Source organism: Streptomyces sp. SD15 (assembly GCF_054462255.1).
Genome location: NZ_JBTLMO010000006.1, coordinates 202,065 through 221,518 on the forward strand (window position 1 = coordinate 202,065; position 19,454 = coordinate 221,518).

Consider the following 19,454-nt stretch of genomic DNA (forward strand, 5'->3'; position numbering starts at 1 on the left):
AGCGGCCGACCGGTTTTCCGGGGCGGCCCAGCGGCCCGGAAAGTGACCCGAATGGCGAGGCGCGGGCGTCCGGATCCTGGGACGCCGGGCCTGGCGGATTACCGGGCGGGGAGCTGGGCACAACGCATGCAGGCTTGTCGCGCGGGTCTCACGGGGCGGCGAATCGTTGGTGTGCCCCGTTGCCGTGGGCCAGAAGTCGATTTATCGTCCCAGCACGATTCGCGAGCGAAATCACAATATGTGAAGGGGCCGCGGCCATGGTGGCGAAGAAGACCGCCGTACAGCAGCCGGCGTCCGGCAGATCCACGGGTCCGGCGGCCAAGGATGTGGGCGGGAAGAAGAGCACACAGGGGGCAGCGGCGGCGCGTGGCACCAGGCCGGTCAAGACGACGGCCTTGGCGCCCACCGAAATCGTCACCGAAACGGCCAACGGAGCCGTAGCCAGGAAGGCGGCTGTCAGGAAGGCCGGGGTGAAGAAAACGGCTGCTACGAAGACGGTCATCAAGAAGGCGGCCACCAAAAAGCCGGTCACCAAGCCGGTCCCCAAGAAGACAGCGGCCAGGGAAACGGTCGCCGAGAAGATGGTGGCCGAGAAGGTGGTCGCCGAGAAGACCGTCGGTACGAGGACCGCCGAGGTGAAGCCGACCGCAGAGGAGGCGGGCCGGGCGGCGATCGGTGCGGCGAAGGGCGGCACCACGAAGAAGACCCGCGCGAAGAGCGCGACCAAGAAGGGCACCAGTACGGCCAAGAGGAGCACGGGTACGGCCAAGAAGAGCACGGTCAAGAAGACGGTCGCTTCCGCGGCCGAAGGCGCGGCGCAGGCCGCGAAGACGACGGGAGCCACGACGGTGGTTGCGAAGAAGACTCCTGGCACGGCCACCGCGGCGACGAAGCCCACCGCGGTCCCCAAGTCGCGGATCGCCGCCGCTGACCCCGGCGAGCTGGCGGTGCGCCCCGGTGAGGACCCCTGGACCTCTCAGGAGGTCGCGGAGGCGCGCGCGGAGCTGGAGTCCGAGGCGCTGCGGCTGGGCACCGAGATCTCGTCGTCCGAGCAGGCGATCGTGGGCCTGATGCGCGACTCCGGCGACGGCGCGGGCGACGACCAGGCGGACACCGGCACGAAGAACATCACGCGCGAGCACGAGATGGCTCTCGCCGCCAACGCGCGCGAGATGCTCGAGCAGACCGAGCGCGCGCTCGAGCGTCTCGACGCGGGGACGTACGGACTCTGCGAGAACTGCGGCAACCCCATCGGCAAGGCGCGGATGCAGGCCTTCTCACGCGCCACCCTGTGTGTCGAGTGCAAGCAGAAGCAGGAACGCCGCTGAGACGGGCGCGGGATGGCTCCTGAGCACATGTGTGCCGGGGGGTGTGACGTACCCTCGTCCTCAGTCAGGCACCTAGGTCGAGGGACTCACTTACGTGGCAGAGGCGGAGCGCATCATCGGTACGCCGGATATCCCAGGAGCGGCGGGCGCCGAGCCGGAGCAGTCCGACGGGAACGCGGCGTCGGGCGACCGGTCCGGCCCCGGCGAGTCGGCCCCGGCCGAGCAGTCCGGCGTGGACGGGACGAAGGCCCCGCAGGAGCGGCCGAAGGGGCGGCGCAGGATCGCCGTCCTGTTCTCGGTCGCCGCGCTGGCGTACGCCCTCGACCTCGTCAGCAAGATGATCGTGGTCGCGAAGCTGGAGCACCACGACTCGATCGAGATCATCGGGGACTGGCTGAAGTTCGAGGCGATCCGCAACGCGGGCGCGGCCTTCGGCTTCGGTGAGGCGTTCACGATCATCTTCACGGTGATCGCGGCGGCGGTGATCGTGGTGATCGCGCGGCTCGCCCGCAAGCTCTACAGCCTGCCCTGGGCGATCGCCCTCGGCCTGCTGCTGGGCGGCGCGCTGGGCAATCTGACCGACCGGGTCTTCCGTTCGCCCGGCGTCTTCAAGGGCGCTGTCGTCGACTTCATCGCGCCCAAGCACTTCGCGGTCTTCAACCTGGCCGACTCGGCGATCGTCTGCGGCGGCATCCTGATCGTGCTGCTGTCCTTCCGGGGGCTCGATCCCGACGGGACCGTCCACAAGGACTGAGGCTCGGGGCTGAGGCTCGGGGACCGAGGCTCTGGTAAGGGGCTGTCGGACGCGTCCGGCATACTCGACGAGTGAGCACGATTCCCGAGATCCGAAACCTGCCCGTGCCCGACGGCCTGGAGGGCGAGCGCGTCGACGCCGTCATCTCCCGCATGTTCGGCTTCTCCCGCACGAAGGCCGCCGAGCTTGCCGCGGCGGGGAAGGTCACGGTCGACGGATCGGTGGTCGGCAAGTCCGAGCGGGTGCACGGCGGTGCCTGGCTCGAAGTGGAGATGCCGCAGGCTCCCGCGCCCGTGCAGATCGTCGCCGAGCCCGTCGAGGGCATGGAGATCGTCTATGACGACGACGACTTCGTCGTGATCGTCAAGCCGGTCGGTGTGGCCGCCCACCCGAGCCCCGGCTGGAGCGGACCGACGGTGATCGGCGGGCTCGCTGCGGCCGGGTACCGGATCTCGACCTCGGGTGCCGCCGAGCGCCAGGGCATCGTGCACCGGCTGGACGTCGGCACCTCCGGGCTGATGGCCGTGGCCAAGTCTGAGCGGGCGTACACCTCGCTGAAGCGGCAGTTCAAGGAACGTACGGTCGACAAGCGGTACAACGCGCTGGTCCAGGGACACCCCGACCCGATGAGCGGCACCATCGACGCGCCCATCGGCCGGCATCCGAACCACGACTACAAGTGGGCGGTCACGGCCGAGGGCAAGCCGTCCGTCACGCACTACGACCTGATCGAGGCGTTCCGCGCGGCCTCCCTCCTCGACATCAAGCTGGAGACCGGGCGCACCCACCAGATCCGCGTCCACATGGCGGCTCACCGGCACCCCTGCGTGGGCGACCTGACCTACGGCGCGGACCCGACGATCGCCAAGCGGCTCGGCCTCACCCGGCAGTGGCTGCACGCGGTGCGACTCGGCTTCGAGCACCCCGGGGACGGGCAGTGGGTGGAGTTCGGGAGCGACTACCCCGAGGATCTGCAGCAGGCGCTCGACAAGGTGCGTGAGGAGAGCTACGCGTGAGCGCCACGTACGTGGTGCGGGTGGCCGAGGACGCGGCCGACCGTGAGGCGTGCTTCGCGGTACGCAAGGAGGTCTTCGTCGGCGAACAGGGCGTACCCGAGGACATCGAGTACGACGCGTACGACGACGGGGCCGTACACGTGCTGGCGGTCCGCGCGGACGGGGTGCCGCTCGGCACCGGGCGGCTCCTGGACGGTGAGGAGGCCGCCGCGAAGACCGGCGGTGACCTGACCGTCGGTTCGCTCGGGCGGCTCGCCGTGATGAAGGCGGCGCGCGGGCTCGGTGTCGGTGTCGCCCTCGTGGGCGCCATCGAGGACGCGGCACGCGCGCGTGGGCTGGCGGCGGTGGACCTGCATGCGCAGACGCAGGCGCTGGGGTTCTACGAGCGGCTCGGGTACGTGGCGTACGGCGAGGAATTCCTCGACGCGGGTATCGAGCACCGGGCGATGCGCAAGGCCCTGTAAGAGGGTTTGCCGCGAGGGGCTTGCCGAGGGGGCATTGTCGTAGGCGCGTGGCACGCTGAGGGTCTGGCACTTTCTTGATCGCCTAGACCTCGCCGGAGCGCTGACCGTGGATCAGTTGGCCCTGTTGTTCATGCTGTTGCTCGGGGCCGTGGTGAGTGTCCCGGTGGGGGACCGGCTCGGGCTGCCGGCGCCGGTGCTGATGACGCTCCTCGGGATCGTGCTGGCCATGCTGGCGTTCGTGCCCGACGTGGACATCCCGCCCGAGCTGATCCTGCCCTTGCTGCTGCCGCCGCTGCTGTACGTCTCGGTGCGGCGGACGTCGTGGAGACAGTTCGCCGCCAACAAACGGCCGATCTTCCTGCTGGCCGTGGCGCTGGTGTTCGTCACCACTGTGGCCGTGGCGGTCGTCGCGAACGCGATCGTGCCGGGGCTGCCGATCGCCGCCGCCGTGGCGCTCGGGGCGCTCGTGGCGCCGCCCGACCCGGTCGCCGCGACCGCCGTGGCGGGACAGCTCGGACTGCCGCGCCGGCTGGTTTCGGTTCTCGAGGGCGAGGGGCTGTTCAACGATGTGACGGCCATCGTGCTCTATCACGTCGCGATCGCCGCTGTCGTGAGCGGCACCTTCTCGCCGTGGCGGGCCGGGCTGGACTTCGTGCTGTCCGCCGTCGTCGCGGTCGCCGTCGGGCTGGCGCTCGGCTGGGCCGCGAACAAGCTGATGGACCTGCTCGGTGACGCCACGCTGCAGATCGGGCTGACGCTGCTCGTGCCGTACGCCTCGTACGTCCTGGCCGAAGAACTGCACGGGTCCGGGGTGCTCGCCGTGCTCACCACCGCGCTGTTCCTGGCGGAGTACGCCACCGATGCCGACGACGTTGTGACCCGGCTGGCCGGTGCGAGCGTCTGGGATGTGGTGGACACGCTCGTCACCGGGGTCGCGTTCGGGCTGATCGGGCTCGAGCTGCACCACGCCGTCAGGACGGCGTCGGGGCGGTGGGGCGAGATGCTCGGGTGGGCCGCCGCGATCGTCGCCGTCGTCGTGCTCGTACGGCTGGTGTGGCTGCTGCCGGCGACCTGGCTGGCCCAACGGCTGCACGCCAAGCGGGACTACGACGAGGAGATTCCGGCCTCCTGGCGGGAGACCGTGGTGATGTGGTGGTCGGGGATGCGGGGGGTGGCCTCCGTGGCGTTGGCGCTGGCGATTCCGCTGAAGACGGAGGAAGGGTCGCCGTTTCCGGACCGGGACGAGATCGTCTTCATCGCGTTCGGGGTGATCATGGCGACGCTCGTGCTGCAGGGGCTCACATTGCCGTGGCTGGTCAGGAAGCTCGGGGTGCGGGCCGACATGGATGTCGAGAAGGCGTTCGAGAAGGAGCTGGCGATTCGGGCCGCGAAGGCCGCGAAGCGGAGGCTCAGGGAGATCGAGGAGGTGGAGGAGCTGCCGGAGGAGGTGTCCGAGCAGTTGCTGCGGCGGGCCTTCGACATCGGGGTGCGGATCAGTCCGGATATGGGGGACGAGGAGCGGAGGGAGGCGCATGAGAAGCGGGCTCGGCGGATCAAGCGGATGCGGCGGATTCAGGGGGAGATGATGAGTGCGGCTCGGCATGAGGTGCTGGCGGCGCGGAGTGAGCCGGGGGCGGATCCGGAGATTGTGGATCGGGTGTTGCGGCATTTGGATGTGCGCAGCTTGAGGTGACGTGGTGTTCTCCCGCCCACGCACCGCCCGCTTCTGGCCCGATGACAGGTGCGGGTTGCCTGTGGGGGGAATCGCCGTGGGCGGCTGCAGGGAGAAGGGGGAACTGCAGGGAGTGGGGGCCTGCGGGGAGTGGGGGAACTGTGGGGAGTGGGGGCCTGCGGGGAGTGAGGGGCCTGCGGGGAGCAGGGGGGCAGGGGAGTAGAGGGGCCGTGGGGAGTAGGGGGACTGCGGGGGTGGGGGCGGGCTGTGGTTGGTGGGTGGTGAGCTTGGTGTTTGTGCCGCGGCTTTGCAGCTGTGTCCCGCTGGGGTGTGGCTGCGGGCTTGTGGCGGTGGGGAAGCCGTCCCCTCGGATCATTCCTGTCAGGCCGTGTTTCCCGCGTTGCGCAGGCGGGCGAAGGACGTGTCCAGGCCCTTCTTCAGCATCCGGGCCAGGGGCCGCTCCACGAAGCGGTGGACCAGCCAGCTCAGGACCAGGAAGCCGGCGATCACGGCCACGACCAGCAGTCGGGCGTCCATGGTGTCCCGCAGGCGGTTGATCAGCGTCGTACCGGCCACGTAGTGCATCAGATAGAACGGGTACGTCAGGGCGCCGGCGGTCACGAGCCACTTCCAGCGGATCCGGTCGGTCAGACCGACCGCGATCGCGACCATGACCAGCAGGAACACGGTGAAGATCAGCACGCTGCCCCGCCAGCCGGAGACGTGCTCGACCGTGTCGATGCGGTGCCCCAGCTCCAGCTGGCCCATCAGCCACGCCATGCCGAGGATGCCCCACAGCAGCAGGTCCTGGCCGAACCGGTGCATGAGGTAGAGCGCCAGCCCCGCGATGAAGTACCAGGCGCCGTCCGGGTTGGCGACCAGCACCAGCAGATGGAAGTCGGACACCGGCGCGAGCATCGCGGCGGCGCCCCACGCGCAGCAGAACAAGACGACCTTGCGGTACGTCAGCCCCGTGGCGACGACGAGCAGGAAGAGCAGGTAGAAGCGCAGCTCGGACCAGAGGGTCCAGTACACGCCGTCGACGTTCGACACGCGTGAACCGGACTGCAGCATCGTGAAGTTGAACAGGACCTCGCGCAGCCGAAGCCGCTCCCACACGCCGGGCACGGCCACCAGGACGCCCGTGGTGAGGACGATGGCGAACCAGTACGCCGGGTAGAGCCGGATCACCCGCGAGACGAAGAACTGCCGCGGGGTACGGCCCCAGCACGACATGCAGATCACGAAGCCGCTGATCACGAAGAAGATCTCGACGCCGATCCAGCCGTAGGCGGCGAACCGGAACACCGAAGGCATGATGTCGGACGTCGGCCGGTCCCAGATCGCGTTGTTCGGCTGGTTGACCCGGTAGGTGCCGGCGTAGTGGTGTACGGCCACCATCAGGGCGGCGAGCAGGCGGATGCCGTCGATGGCGTACAGCCGGCGGCCCTCCCGCCCGCGGACGGTGGCCTGCCTCGCATCCGTCCCGGCGGGCCGCGGCGGCTGCTCGCCCGCGGTGAGTGGGGGGAGCGGCTTGCGCAACCCGCCCACGACCTGCATCGGTATCGACGATATGCCGTCCGTGCCCTGCATCGGAACCTGTCCCATCCCCACGAGAGAACTCCGCCCCCCGAGGGCGGCAACAGAACGGCTCACGCTACGGCAGGCACAATCACCCCACAGGGAAAGAACAGGAACAAACCTCACGTCTACGATGCGCAGTTGCCCGAACCATTGCCGAGACGCACAACAGCGTTCGCCAAGACTTCACTTGACTGCGGCTTCGGCTCAGACCCGTCCGGGGCCCGTGTGGGGTGACTCGGGGACGCGACCGTGGTCCGGGCGGGCCGCCGCACCGTCCGACTCGCCGCGGCCCGGCCGAGGAACCCGCCCGTCGGCCCGGCCCGGCGCCAGCACCGCGTCCGCGGTGTTGACGCGGGGGAGCGCGTAGGGGTGCTCCTCGGTCAGCCAGCGGATCATCTGCTCGCGCACCGTGACCCGTACCGTCCAGATGTCGTCCGCGTCCTTCGCCGTGACCAGGGCGCGTACCTGCATGGTGTTGGGCGTCGAGTCGGTGACGGCCAGGTTGTGTTCGCGGCCGTCCCAGGCCGGGCAGTCGCGCAGGATGTCCCGCAGCTTCTCGCGCATCGCCTCCACCGGCGCACTGTGGTCGACGTGGAAGAAGACGATGCCGGTCATCATGGCGCTGCCGCGCGACCAGTTCTCGAAGGGCTTCGAGGTGAAGTACGAGACCGGCATCGTGATCCGGCGCTCGTCCCACGTCCGCACCGTCAGGAACGTCAGCGTGATCTCCTCGACCGTGCCCCACTCGCCGTCCACCACGACCGTGTCACCGAGGCGGACCATGTCACCGAAGGCGATCTGCAGCCCGGCGAAGAGGTTCGCCAGCGTGGACTGGGCGGCGACACCGGCGACGATGCCGAGGACACCGGCCGAGGCGAGGAGCGAGGCGCCGGCCGCCCGCATCGCCGGGAACGTGAGCAGCATCGAGGCGATCGCCACCACGGCGACGATCGCCGACAGTACGCGTTGGATCAGTGTCACCTGCGTGCGCACCCGGCGGACCCGCGCCGGGTCGCGGTGGGAGGCCGCGTAGCGGGTGTACGAGGTCTCGACGATCGCCGTCGCGATGCGCACCACCAGCCACGCGGCCGACCCGATGAGGATCAGGGTCAGGGCCCGGCCGATGCCGACCCGGTGGTCCACCAGCAGCTTCACCTGGTCGTACGAGCCTCGCAGCAGGGCCGCGAACAGCATGAACCGGAAGGGGACGCGGCCGCGGCGGAGCAGGCCCCACAGTGGGGTCTCGCGCCGGGCGTCGGCGTGTCGCAGCAGGTGGTCGACGGCCCACCCGATGAGCAGAGCGAGCACGACCGATCCACCGACGACGATCAGCGGACGCAGTACGTTCTCCATGCCGATGTCCATGTCCTTGACCGTAACCGGCCCGGGGGCGCCCTGAACATGCGATGTCAGTGCCGGCTGGCACGATGGGGTTCATGAACATCATGCTCTTTCACTCGACCTACGGGCTGCGGCCGGCGGTGCGCGCCGCGGCGGACCGGCTGCGTGCCGCGGGGCACGAGGTGTGGACGCCCGACCTCTTCGAGGGGCGCACCTTCGAGACCGTGGAGGAGGGCATGGCGTTCAACGACGCGATCGGCAAGGACGAGTTGCTCAAGCGCGCGGTCCTCGCTGCCGCGCCCTATTCCGAACGCGGCTTGGTGTACGCGGGATTCTCGCTCGGCGCCTCCATCGCGCAGACCCTGGCGCTCGGTGACGAGAAGGCCCGCGGGCTGCTCCTTCTGCACGGCACGTCGGACATCGCGGAGAGCGCGTCGGCGGACGAGCTGCCGGTCCAGCTGCATGTCGCGGAGCCCGACGCGTTCGAGACGGACGACTGGCTGAGTGCCTGGTATCTGCAGATGCAGAGAGCGGGAGCGGACGTGGAGATCTATCGGTACGCCGGGGCCGGACATGTCTACACCGACCCCGACCTACCCGACTACGACGCCGAGGCGGCCGAGGCCACCTGGAAGGTGGCGCTCGGCTTCCTCGACAACCTGTAGGGCCTCATACCGGGTTACACCGGGTCGTAGGTCCGCTCCACCTGCTGCGTGCCGCTGCGCGTGCGGTACGAACGCCACCACGACGAGGTCGCGTTGGCCTTCGTGCGGTCGGAGAGGACGTAGTAGTCCATCTGCGCGCGGTCGGTGGTGATGTCCAGGACGCCGTAGCCGTGGCGGTCGGTGTCGACCCAGTGGACGTGCCGGTTGGCGGCGCGGATGATCGGCCCGGCGATCGCGGTGAGGGTTCCTTCGGGGACCTTGACGATGTCGTCGAGGTTGTCGGAGGTGACCGAGGTGACGACGAACTCGGTGGCGGCGGAGGGGGACAGCGGGTACGTACCGGCGTCCACCGGCACGTCGTTGGCCCACGCCATGTGGATGTCGCCGGTCAGGAAGACCGTGTTGCGGATGGCGTGGGAGCGCAGGTGCGCGAGGAGTTCGCGGCGGTCGTCCGTGTAGCCGTCCCACTGGTCGGTGTTGAGGGCGAGGCCATCCTGCGGCAGGCCCAGCAGCTTGGCGAGCGGCTTCAGCAGGTCCGCGGAGAGCGAGCCCACCGCGAACGGCGAGATCATCACCGAGTTGCCGACCAGTCGCCAGCTGGTGTCGGACGCCTTCAGCCCCGCCTTCAGCCAGTCGAGCTGGGCACGACCGGTGAGCGTACGGTCCGGGTCGTCGACCTCGCCGTTGCCGACGGCGACCTGCTGGGAGCGGAAGGAGCGCAGGTCGAGCAGGGAGAGATCGGCGAGCTTGCCGAAGCGCAGGCGGCGGTAGGTGGTGCCGGCGATCGCCGGACGGACCGGCATCCACTCGAAGTACGCCTGCTTGGCGGCGGCCTGACGCGCGGCCCAGGTGCCCTCGGATCCTTCGGTGTGGTTCTCGGCACCGCCCGACCAGGTGTCGTTGGCGAACTCGTGGTCGTCCCAGATCGCGACGACCGGAGCCGCCGCGTGCAGCGCCTGGAGGTCGGGGTCGGTCTTGTAACGCCCGTGCCGGGTGCGGTAGTCGGCGAGCGTCAGGATCTCGTGGGTGGGCGCGTGCGGTCGTACGACGGTGTCGCGCGTCCCGTACTCGCCGGTTCCGTACTCGTAGATGTAGTCGCCGAGGTGCAGCCAGGCGTCCAGGTCGCCACGGGCCGCGAGATGGCGGTACGAGGAGAAGTACCCGGCTTCCCAGTTGGCGCAGGAGACCACGCCGAAGCGCAGGCCCGGGACGGCGGCGTCGGCGGCGGGCGCGGTGCGGGTGCGGGCGGCGGGGGAGTCGGTGCCCCCGGCGGAGAAGCGGAACCAGTAGTCGGTGGCGGGCTGAAGGCCGCGGATGTCCGCCTTGACGGTGTGGTCGGAGGCGGCGGTCGCGGTGAGGGAGCCCTTGGCGACGACGTTGGTGAACGCCTTGTCCTTGGCGACGGTCCAACTGACCTCGGTGTCCGGGCCGAGTCCGGAGCCCGGTATCGCCGCGGCGGTGGGAGTCACCCGGGTCCACAGCAGGATGCCGTCGGGCAGCGGGTCACCGGAGGCGACACCGTGCAGGAAGGTGGGGGCCTCGGCGGCGCGGGCCGGCAGGGTGGCCGCGAGCGGGGCTGCGAAGGCGGTGACGCCGGCGGTGGCGGCCGCGGCCTTGACGACCGAACGGCGGCGCGGCGTACGCCAGTTGGCGCTGTCGGTTGATCTGTTTCGACTGGTCACGAGCGATCAGGTTACTGACCGGTATGACCAAGAGCGGGCGAACTCGCAAAAGTTCGCCCGCTCTTCGGCTGGAGGTCGGCTGAGGCCCCGGAGGGTTCAGACCGACCGGCAACGGGAGGGCGGCGTCGCGGGGTCCGGCACGCACATCTGCCGCGTTGTCGTCGGTCGCGATGGCTCCGCCATCACTCCCTCCTCCGCCTTGCAGCTGCACGCACCAGACCCCGCTCCTTCTCCCACCCTCCCATTGCCGGTCGGTCTCAGTCTCAGGCCTTGAGCGCGGCCTCGATCGCGGTGTTGAAGTCGGCCACCGTCATCGGCGCGTTCTCGCCGTCGGAACCGGTGAGCGTCTTGCCGTCCATCTTCAGCGTCGGGGTGCCCTGCACGCCGCTGTCGTCGAACGTCGAGGACATCTCCAGGGCCCACTTGTCGTAGGTGCCGTTGTTCACGGCGTTCTGGAACTTCTTGTTGTCCTTCAGGGCGTCGACCGTGTCGGCCACCTCGATCAGGTAGGAGTCGTCCTTGAACTTGTCGTCCGACTCCTCCGGGTGCCACTTCGTCGAGTACAGCGCGGTCTTGTACTCGAGGAACGCCTCGGGGCTGACGTTCAGCGCGGCACCCAGGGCGCTGAGCGCGTTCTTGGAGCCCTCGCCGGTCAGGCTGTTGTCGAGGAACGTGGCACCGACGTACTGGACCTTGTACTTGCCGTCCTCGATGCCCTTGTCGACGGTCGCGCCGACGGTCTGCTCGAACTGGGCGCAGATCGGGCAGCGCGGGTCCTCGTACATGACCAGGGTCTTCTTGGCGCTGCTCTCGCCGATGACGACGGTGGTGCCGTTCTCGCCGGTGGTGTTGGCCGGCTTGACGAGCTTGTCGTCCTTCGCGGCCTCCCAGTAGCCGGGCTTGTTGCCCTGCACGACCGCGTAGCTGATGCCGCCGGCTATCGCGAGGACGCCGACGATCGAACAGGCCACGATGACCTGGCGCTTGACCTTGTCGCGCTTGGCCTGCCGCTCGCGCTCCTGGCGCAGCCGCTCACGGGCGGCGTTCTTCGAGGCCTGGCTGTTCCGCTTGCTCATGGTGGTGATCTCCAGTGGGGACGCGCACACGGTGTGCGCGGAATACGTACGGGGGACTGCTGGTGCTCAGTGGCTGTTCGCGGTGGCTGGTCACGCGAAAGCGGCCGAGCGCGGCGGTCCACGCCGTCCCAGGGAGTGCACGAGGATCCGGTCGCGGGCGGTGGTCGTACGGCGGCCGGAGCGCTGCGGCAGGCTTACCGCCGGAGCCGGGCTCACCGCCACCGCGGCGACCGCGAGGAGCAGCGGGCGGAACGTGGTCGCCGTCACCGCCCGCAGTACCTGGGCCAGCGCCTGCTCGCCGCGGCGCAGCCAGGCGGCCGCGAGGAGGCCGACGCCGATGTGCGCGCCGAGCAGCAGCCAGGCGGTGGCCGGGTCGGCGTGGGCGAGCAGTGCCGGGATCCGGTCGGGACCGGTGCCGGTCACCCGGGCCAGCGGGGTGCCGATGTCGGTGCCGCCGCCGCACAGCACGTCGAAGCCGACGGAGCGCAGGGGGCCGGCGACCGGGCCGCCCGCCGCGCCGTAGCAGACGTGCTGGCCGGTGGTGAACACCGTGTCGGCGGCCAGTTCCAGCGGGATGAGGAGGGCGGCGATCCGACCGAAGCCGCGTTCGCGGCCTGCCAGGGCGTAGGCGGCGACGAACACGGCGGCGGCGACCACGGCCACCGTGTTCAACGGCAGCGGGACCCGGGACAGCAGCACGTGCGACGCGGTGCTGAGTGTCACGACGAGTGCCGTGAACAGCGCCGCGCGCACGGCTCTGAGCTGGGTCCCGGATATGTCCATAGCGGGGAGAGTGTGTCACGGACTCCTGTAGGGGACCCCTAAAGGGTTCCTATGAGTGGGCGGACGGTTACAGACCCGGAATCCGGCCGTTGCGGAACAGGTCGACGAAGATCTGGTGGTCGGCACGCGCGCGTGCGCCGTAGCTGTGCGCGAATTCCACCAGGAGCTCGGCGAAGCCGTCCTCCTCGGCCGCGATCGCCGCGTCGATGGCTCGCTCCGTGGAGAACGGGACCAGCTCCGAGTGACCGCTCTCGTCGTCGGCGGCCGCGTGCATGGTGGCCGTGGCCCGGCCCAGGTCGGCGACGACCGAGGCGATCTCCTCCGGGTCGTCGATGTCGCCCCAGTCCAGGTCCACCGCGTACGGCGAGACCTCGGCGACGAGCTGGCCCGCGCCGTCCAGCTCGGTCCAGCCCAGCCACGGGTCGGCGTGTGCCTGGAGGGCGCGCTGGGAGATCACCGTGCGGTGGCCCTCGTGCTGGAAGTACTCGCGGATCGAGGCGTCCGTGACGTGCCGGGAGACGGCCGGGGTCTGGGCCTGCTTGATGTAGATCACGACATCGTTCTCCAGGGCGTCGCTGTTGCCCTCCAGAAGGATGTTGTACGAGGGCAGGCCGGCCGAACCGATGCCGATGCCGCGGCGGCCCACGACGTCCTTCACGCGGTACGAGTCGGGGCGGGCGAGCGAGGACTCCGGGAGCGTCTCCAGGTAGCCGTCGAAGGCCGCGAGGACCTTGTAGCGGGTGGCGGCGTCGAGCTCGATGGAGCCGCCGCCGGGCGCGAAGCGGCGCTCGAAGTCGCGGATCTCGGTCATCGAGTCGAGCAGTCCGAAGCGGGTCAGCGAGCGCGCGTCGCGCAGGGCGTCCAGGAGCGGGCCCTCGGCCGTGTCCAGGGTGAAGGGCGGCACCTCGTCGTTCTTGGCGCCGGTGGCGAGGGCGTGGACCCGCTCGCGATAGGCGGTCGCGTACACCGTGACCAGCTCGGTGATCTGCTCGTCGCTGAGCGCCTTCGCGTACCCGATGAGCGCCACGGAGGCGGCGAAGCGCTTGAGGTCCCAGGTGAAGGGGCCGACGTACGCCTCGTCGAAGTCGTTCACGTTGAAGATCAGGCGGCCCTGGGAGTCCATGTACGTGCCGAAGTTCTCCGCGTGCAGGTCGCCGTGGATCCAGACCCGGGAGGTCCGCTCGTCCAGGTACGGTCCGCCCCGCTTCGAGCCGAAGCCGATGTCCGCGGTGAGGTCGTGGTAGAAGAGGCCCGCCGTGCCCCGGTAGAACGCGAAGGCGGAGGCCGCCATCTTGCGGAACTTCACGCGGAACGCGGCCGGGTCGGCGGCCAGGAGCTCGCCGAAGGCGGTGTCGAAGACGGCGAGGATCTGCTCGCCGCGTTGCTCGGCGCTGAGCTGCGGGACCGACATCGCTGGGTGCCTCCTGGTGCAGGTGGTGCGTGACATGTGGGAAGGGGTGCCGTCCGCCGGGACGGATGCTTCCGTCCGACTCCAACGGACGAAGGTACGTGGGAGTGCCCGAGTACCCGGATGAAGGTACGGGTGATCTTCCGCCGAGTGTCAGTGGCCCGGCATAGACTTCGACGCTGTCCCCCCAGACTGTCCGCAGCCTGTCGACGATTGTTCTTCTTGGAGGCCGAAGCCGTGTCAAAGCCGCCGTTCACGCACCTGCACGTCCATACCCAGTACTCGCTGCTGGACGGTGCCGCGCGGCTCAAGGACATGTTCAATGCCTGCAATGAGATGGGCATGACACACATCGCCATGAGCGACCACGGCAACCTCCACGGGGCGTACGACTTCTTCCACACGGCTCAGAAGGCGGGCGTCACGCCGATCATCGGCATCGAGGCGTACGTCGCTCCGGAGTCCCGGCGCAACAAGCGCAAGATCCAGTGGGGTCAGCCGCACCAGAAGCGCGACGACGTGTCCGGTTCGGGCGGTTACACGCACAAAACGATCTGGGCGGCCAACAAGACGGGCCTGCACAACCTCTTCAAGCTCTCCTCGGACGCGTACGCCGAGGGCTGGCTGCAGAAGTGGCCCCGCATGGACAAGGAGACCATCTCCCAGTGGTCCGAGGGGCTCATCGCCTCCACCGGCTGCCCCTCCGGTGAGCTGCAGACCCGGCTGCGCCTGGGCCAGTACGACGAGGCCCTGAAGGCGGCCGCCGAGTACCAGGACATCTTCGGCAAGGACCGGTACTTCCTGGAGCTGATGGACCACGGCATCGAGATCGAGCGCCGGGTCCGCGACGGGCTCCTGGAGATCGGCAAGAAGCTCGGCATCCCGCCGCTGGTCACCAATGACTCGCACTACACCTACGCCCACGAGGCGACCGCGCACGACGCCCTGCTCTGCATCCAGACCGGCAAGAACCTCTCGGACCCCGACCGCTTCCGCTTCGACGGCACCGGCTACTACCTGAAGTCCACGGACGAGATGTACGCCGTGGACTCGTCGGACGCCTGGCAGGAGGGGTGCCGCAACACCCTCCTGGTCGCCGAGCAGATCGACACCACCGGGATGTTCGAGAAGCGCGACCTCATGCCGAAGTTCGACATTCCGGAGGAGGGTTACACCAACACCACCTGGTTCAAGGAGGAAGTGCGGCGCGGCATGATCCGCCGCTACCCGGGCGGTGTCCCCGAGGACCGGCAGAAGCAGGCCGAGTACGAGATGGACATCATCATCCAGATGGGGTTCCCGGGGTACTTCCTCGTCGTCGCCGACTTCATCATGTGGGCCAAGAACAACGGCATCGCGGTGGGCCCGGGCCGTGGCTCCGCGGCCGGCTCGATCGTCGCGTACGCCATGGGCATCACCGACCTCGACCCGATCGAGCACGGGCTGATCTTCGAGCGGTTCCTCAACCCCGAGCGCGTCTCCATGCCCGATGTCGACATCGACTTCGACGAGCGCAGGCGCGTCGAAGTGATCAGGTATGTGACCGAGAAGTACGGCGAGGACAAGGTCGCCATGATCGGTACGTACGGAAAGATCAAGGCCAAGAACGCGATCAAGGACTCCGCGCGCGTGCTGGGCTACCCGTACGCGATGGGCGACCGCCTCACCAAGGCCATGCCCGCCGACGTCCTCGGCAAGGGCATCGACCTGAACGGCATCACCGACCCCTCGCACCCCCGCTACGGCGAGGCGGGCGAGATCCGCGGGATGTACGAGAACGAGCCGGACGTCAAGAAGGTCATCGACACCGCCAAGGGCGTGGAGGGCCTGGTCCGGCAGATGGGTGTGCACGCGGCCGGCGTGATCATGTCCAGCGAGCCGATCGTCGACCACGCCCCGATCTGGGTGCGGCACACCGACGGCGTCACCATCACGCAGTGGGACTACCCGCAGTGCGAGTCGCTCGGCCTGATCAAGATGGACTTCCTGGGCCTGCGCAACCTCACCATCATGGACGACGCCGTGAAGATGGTGGAGGCCAACAAGGGCGTCAAGCTGGAGATGCTCGAGATCCCGCTCGACGACCCCAAGACGTACGAACTGCTCTGCCGCGGTGACACGCTCGGTGTGTTCCAGTTCGACGGCGGCCCGATGCGCTCGCTGCTGCGCCAGATGCAGCCCGACAACTTCGAGGACATTTCAGCCGTTTCGGCCCTGTATCGGCCGGGTCCGATGGGCATGAACTCGCACACGAACTACGCCGAGCGCAAGAACGGCCGGCAGGAGATCACGCCGATCCACCCGGAGCTCGAGGAGCCCCTGAAGGAGACGCTCGGTCTGACCTACGGCCTCATCGTGTACCAGGAGCAGGTGCAGAAGGCCGCCCAGATCGTCGCCGGTTACTCGCTCGGCGAGGCCGACATCCTGCGCCGCGTGATGGGCAAGAAGAAGCCCGAGGAGCTGGCGAAGAACTTCACCATCTTCCAGGCCGGCGCCAAGAAGAACGGCTTCTCGGACGCGGCGATCCAGGCCCTCTGGGACGTCCTGGTCCCGTTCGCCGGCTATGCGTTCAACAAGGCGCACTCCTCCGCGTACGGCCTGGTCACCTACTGGACCGCCTACCTCAAGGCGAACTACCCGGCCGAGTACATGGCCGCGCTGCTGACCTCGGTGAAGGACGACAAGGACAAGTCGGCGGTCTACCTCAACGAGTGCCGCCGCATGCGCATCAAGGTGCTGCCGCCGAACGTCAACGAGTCGGTGCACAACTTCGCCGCCCAGGGCGACGACGTGATCCTCTTCGGCCTGGAGGCCGTGCGCAACGTCGGTACGAGCGTGGTCGATTCGATCATCCGGTCCCGCAAGGCCAAGGGGAAGTACGCCTCCTTCCCCGACTACCTGGACAAGGTCGAGGCCGCCGCCTGCAACAAGCGCACCACGGAATCGCTCATCAAGGCCGGCGCCTTCGACACCATGGGGCACACCCGCAAGGGCCTCACCGCGCACTTCGAGCCTATGATCGACAACGTGGTGGCGGTCAAGCGCAAGGAGGCCGAGGGCCAGTTCGACCTCTTCGGCGGCATGGGCGAGGAGGAGACCAGCGAGCCCGGCTTCGGACTCGACGTGGAGTTCACGACCGACGAGTGGGACAAGGCCTATCTGCTCGCCCAGGAGCGGGAGATGCTCGGTCTCTACGTCTCCGACCACCCGCTCTTCGGGCTGGAGCACGTCCTGTCCGACAAGGCCGACGCGGGCATTGCCCAGCTCACCGGAGGTGAGCACGCGGACGGCGCGGTGGTGACCATCGGCGGCATCATCTCCGGCCTGCAGCGCAAGATGACGAAGCAGGGCAACGCCTGGGCGATCGCCACCGTCGAGGACCTCGCGGGCTCCATCGAGTGCATGTTCTTCCCGGCGACGTACCAACTGGTGTCGACCCAACTCGTCGAGGACGCGGTCGTCTTCGTCAAGGGACGCCTCGACAAGCGCGAGGACGTGCCGCGCCTCGTCGCGATGGAACTTCAGGTCCCGGACCTGTCGAACGCCGGCACCAACGCGCCGGTGATCCTCACCATCCCCGCGGTGAAGGTCACCCCGCCGATGGTGAGCCGCCTCGGCGAGATCCTCAGCCACCACAAGGGCGACAGCGAGGTGCGCATCAAGCTCCAGGGCCCGCTCAAGACCACGGTGCTGCGGCTCGACCGACACCGGGTGAAGCCGGATCCGGCGCTCTTCGGTGACCTGAAGGTGCTACTGGGGCCGGCCTGCCTGGCGGGCTGAGAGACGTGAATTGATGTACGCGAGGGGCGCATCCACAACCGGATGCGCCCCTCTGTATGTGCCTGGGCTTCAACAGCCCTTACACCTGGCCTCAGTTGTGGCCGAAGCGCTTCTGGTGCTTACGGGCCACATCCGCGGGGCTGCCCTGGACCTGCGGCATCGGCGACTGCTGCGCCTCTGTCGAGGACCGCTGCGCCTGCTCCTGCGCACGCTCGGCCTGCGAGGAGCGGTCCTGCTGGCCGCCCTGCTTGCGGTTCTTGTTCTTGGCCATGGTGATTGCCTCCTGTGGGGCTCTAGGGGCCAGGGCCGGGACCAGATTCACATAGCCTGACAAGCAGCGCATTTCGTGGAATTACCGTGCGTAATAAGCCCTGTCGGAGAGTGCTTCACCGATCCGCCACGCCGAAGATCGAGTTCGGGCCGTTAACCTCCGCGCCGTCGGGCAGACTCGAAGGAAGCCCGAAGCAAACCTCCCGGAAACCGGAAAGAGGGTGGACCGCGTGGACCGCTGCATCGTCCTGGTGGACGCCGGGTACCTGCTCGGGGCTGCCGCCAGTCTCCTCGCCGGGGAGCCTTCGCGATCCCGGATCACCGTCGACCACGCCGCCCTCATCCAGGGTTTGCGCGAGCGCGCCGAGTCCGACACGGAGCGACCCCTGCTGCGCATCTACTGGTTCGACGGCGCCCCCGACCGCGTACCGCAACCGGAGCACCGCAGGCTGCGCGTGATGCCGCGGGTGACGGTGCGCCTGGGCGCGCTGACCCGTAGCGACGGACGATGGGCGCAGAAGGGCGTCGACGCCGCGATGCACGCCGAGCTCACCGAGCTGGCCCGCAATCGCGCCTGCTCCGACGTGGTCCTGGTGACCGGCGACGGGGATCTGCTGCCGGGCATGATGGCCGCCAAGGAGCACGGGGTCGCCGTACACCTGTGGGCCGTGCAGGCCGCCGACGGCGACTACAACCAGTCCGAGGACCTGGTCGCCGAGGCCGACGAACGCCGTGTGCTCGACCGGACCTGGATCACCAAGGCCGTGCGTGCCAAGGAATTCGGCGGGATCTGCGCGCCGTCGCCCGCGCCGCGCCCCGAGATCGCCGCTATCCTCTCCGCGCCGTTGCCCGACTCGGCGCTCGGTGCCGCCACCGAGCGGACCGCCCCGGAGGCGGAGCACGGCCCGGCGGCCGAATCGCAGAACGGCAGCGAGGAGCGGGTGCCCGCGTCCAAGGGTGTGCCCACGCCGAAGGACCTGGCCGCACTGCGCGCGCCCGGCACGCACACCGCCCAGCAGCCCGCGAGCGCGACCCTGCGGTGGTCGTCGGACAAGGGATGGATCGACCGGCCCGGCGGTGCCACCGAGCCCGCGGACGCCGCCGCGCTGCCGACGCTCGCCCAGCTCACCTCCGCCGAGCAGCGGTGGGCGGACCGCGAGGAGGACATCACCACGGTCGGCGGCGATCCCTACGAGGTGGGGCAGGTCTTCGCCCGCCGCTGGATGGGGCGGCTGACCGACCAGAGTCATCTGCAGAAGCTGTCCACGATGTATCCGCGGGTGCCGCACCGCGTGGACGGGGAGCTGCTGCGCTACGCGGCACGCTTCGGGCTGCTCGCGCACAAGGACGATCAGATCGACGAGCACGATCGGTACGCGATCCGGGCGGGCTTCTGGCGCGAGATCGACGTACGGACGGCGGCGGAACACGCCCCTGCCGGGGAATGAGCCGGAGTCCTGGGCTTGCGTGTGCGTCCGGGTTCGCTGGTGGTGGGGGGTGGGGCGCGGTCCCGGATGGCCCGCGGCGGGGGCGGGACGAGGCCCCGGGCGTATAACGGGGCATCGGACCCCGTAGGCTCGTCCTTCGTGAGTACGCGCACGGCACAGGCAGCCCACAACAGGCACGGGGGC

General features: G+C 69.1%; 15 protein-coding genes. 8 read left to right on the plus strand and 7 right to left on the minus strand.

Going from position 1 to position 19,454, the window contains the following annotated elements; translation table 11 throughout:
* Positions 1–257 precede the first annotated feature (257 nt).
* From ACX28W_RS08675 to ACX28W_RS08695, 5 genes are all read left to right on the plus strand, one after another.
* A complete protein-coding gene (locus ACX28W_RS08675; RefSeq protein WP_458998162.1) occupies positions 258–1,328 on the plus strand; it encodes a TraR/DksA C4-type zinc finger protein in 1,071 nt (356 codons plus the stop codon).
* A 94-nt stretch (positions 1,329–1,422) separates the two neighbouring features.
* Complete coding sequence (gene lspA, locus ACX28W_RS08680; RefSeq protein ID WP_458998163.1) at positions 1,423–2,082, plus strand: signal peptidase II; 660 nt, start codon at positions 1,423–1,425, stop codon at positions 2,080–2,082.
* Positions 2,083–2,153: 71 nt separating this feature from the next.
* Positions 2,154–3,098: an RluA family pseudouridine synthase gene (locus ACX28W_RS08685; RefSeq protein WP_458998164.1), complete on the plus strand. Its 945-nt coding sequence runs from the start codon at positions 2,154–2,156 to the stop codon at positions 3,096–3,098.
* Positions 3,095–3,562, plus strand: a complete 468-nt coding sequence (locus ACX28W_RS08690) for a GNAT family N-acetyltransferase (RefSeq protein WP_458998165.1) — start codon at positions 3,095–3,097, stop codon at positions 3,560–3,562. Before ACX28W_RS08685 ends, ACX28W_RS08690 begins: the two co-directional genes overlap by 4 nt.
* A gap of 106 nt (positions 3,563–3,668) precedes the next feature.
* Positions 3,669–5,255 (plus strand): Na+/H+ antiporter, encoded by a 1,587-nt coding sequence (locus tag ACX28W_RS08695; RefSeq protein ID WP_458998166.1) that lies wholly within the window; start codon positions 3,669–3,671, stop codon positions 5,253–5,255.
* A gap of 360 nt (positions 5,256–5,615) precedes the next feature.
* On the opposite strand, the gene ACX28W_RS08700 is transcribed toward ACX28W_RS08695, so the two are convergent.
* Positions 5,616–6,842, minus strand: a complete 1,227-nt coding sequence (locus ACX28W_RS08700) for an acyltransferase family protein (RefSeq protein ID WP_458998167.1) — start codon at positions 6,840–6,842, stop codon at positions 5,616–5,618.
* 180 nt (positions 6,843–7,022) lie between these two features.
* A complete protein-coding gene (locus tag ACX28W_RS08705) occupies positions 7,023–8,171 on the minus strand; it encodes a mechanosensitive ion channel family protein (protein WP_458998229.1) in 1,149 nt (382 codons plus the stop codon).
* Positions 8,172–8,254: 83 nt separating this feature from the next.
* On the opposite strand from ACX28W_RS08705, the gene ACX28W_RS08710 reads away from it, so the two are divergent.
* Positions 8,255–8,824: a dienelactone hydrolase family protein gene (locus ACX28W_RS08710; RefSeq protein WP_458998168.1), complete on the plus strand. Its 570-nt coding sequence runs from the start codon at positions 8,255–8,257 to the stop codon at positions 8,822–8,824.
* A 14-nt stretch (positions 8,825–8,838) separates the two neighbouring features.
* Here the strand turns inward: ACX28W_RS08710 and ACX28W_RS08715 are convergent, their stop codons facing one another.
* The 4 genes from ACX28W_RS08715 to ACX28W_RS08730 all read right to left on the minus strand — a co-directional run bounded on the left by ACX28W_RS08715 (position 8,839) and on the right by ACX28W_RS08730 (position 13,776).
* Positions 8,839–10,506: an alkaline phosphatase D family protein gene (locus tag ACX28W_RS08715; RefSeq protein WP_458998169.1), complete on the minus strand. Its 1,668-nt coding sequence runs from the start codon at positions 10,504–10,506 to the stop codon at positions 8,839–8,841.
* Between the two features lie 263 nt (positions 10,507–10,769).
* Positions 10,770–11,582: a DsbA family protein gene (locus ACX28W_RS08720; RefSeq protein WP_458998170.1), complete on the minus strand. Its 813-nt coding sequence runs from the start codon at positions 11,580–11,582 to the stop codon at positions 10,770–10,772.
* Positions 11,583–11,672: 90 nt separating this feature from the next.
* On the minus strand, positions 11,673–12,365 hold the full coding sequence (locus ACX28W_RS08725) for a hypothetical protein (protein WP_458998171.1): 693 nt from the start codon (positions 12,363–12,365) through the stop codon (positions 11,673–11,675).
* Positions 12,366–12,432: 67 nt separating this feature from the next.
* Positions 12,433–13,776: a DUF2252 domain-containing protein gene (locus ACX28W_RS08730; protein ID WP_458998172.1), complete on the minus strand. Its 1,344-nt coding sequence runs from the start codon at positions 13,774–13,776 to the stop codon at positions 12,433–12,435.
* 234 nt (positions 13,777–14,010) lie between these two features.
* Between ACX28W_RS08730 and dnaE the strand changes: the two genes are divergently transcribed.
* On the plus strand, positions 14,011–17,553 hold the full coding sequence (gene dnaE / locus ACX28W_RS08735) for a DNA polymerase III subunit alpha (protein ID WP_458998173.1): 3,543 nt from the start codon (positions 14,011–14,013) through the stop codon (positions 17,551–17,553).
* 91 nt (positions 17,554–17,644) lie between these two features.
* Here dnaE and ACX28W_RS08740 read toward each other — a convergent pair whose 3' ends face one another.
* On the minus strand, positions 17,645–17,824 hold the full coding sequence (locus ACX28W_RS08740; RefSeq protein ID WP_458998174.1) for a hypothetical protein: 180 nt from the start codon (positions 17,822–17,824) through the stop codon (positions 17,645–17,647).
* A 229-nt stretch (positions 17,825–18,053) separates the two neighbouring features.
* On the opposite strand from ACX28W_RS08740, the gene ACX28W_RS08745 reads away from it, so the two are divergent.
* Positions 18,054–19,271 (plus strand): NYN domain-containing protein, encoded by a 1,218-nt coding sequence (locus ACX28W_RS08745; RefSeq protein ID WP_458998175.1) that lies wholly within the window; start codon positions 18,054–18,056, stop codon positions 19,269–19,271.
* Positions 19,272–19,454: the final 183 nt, after the last annotated feature.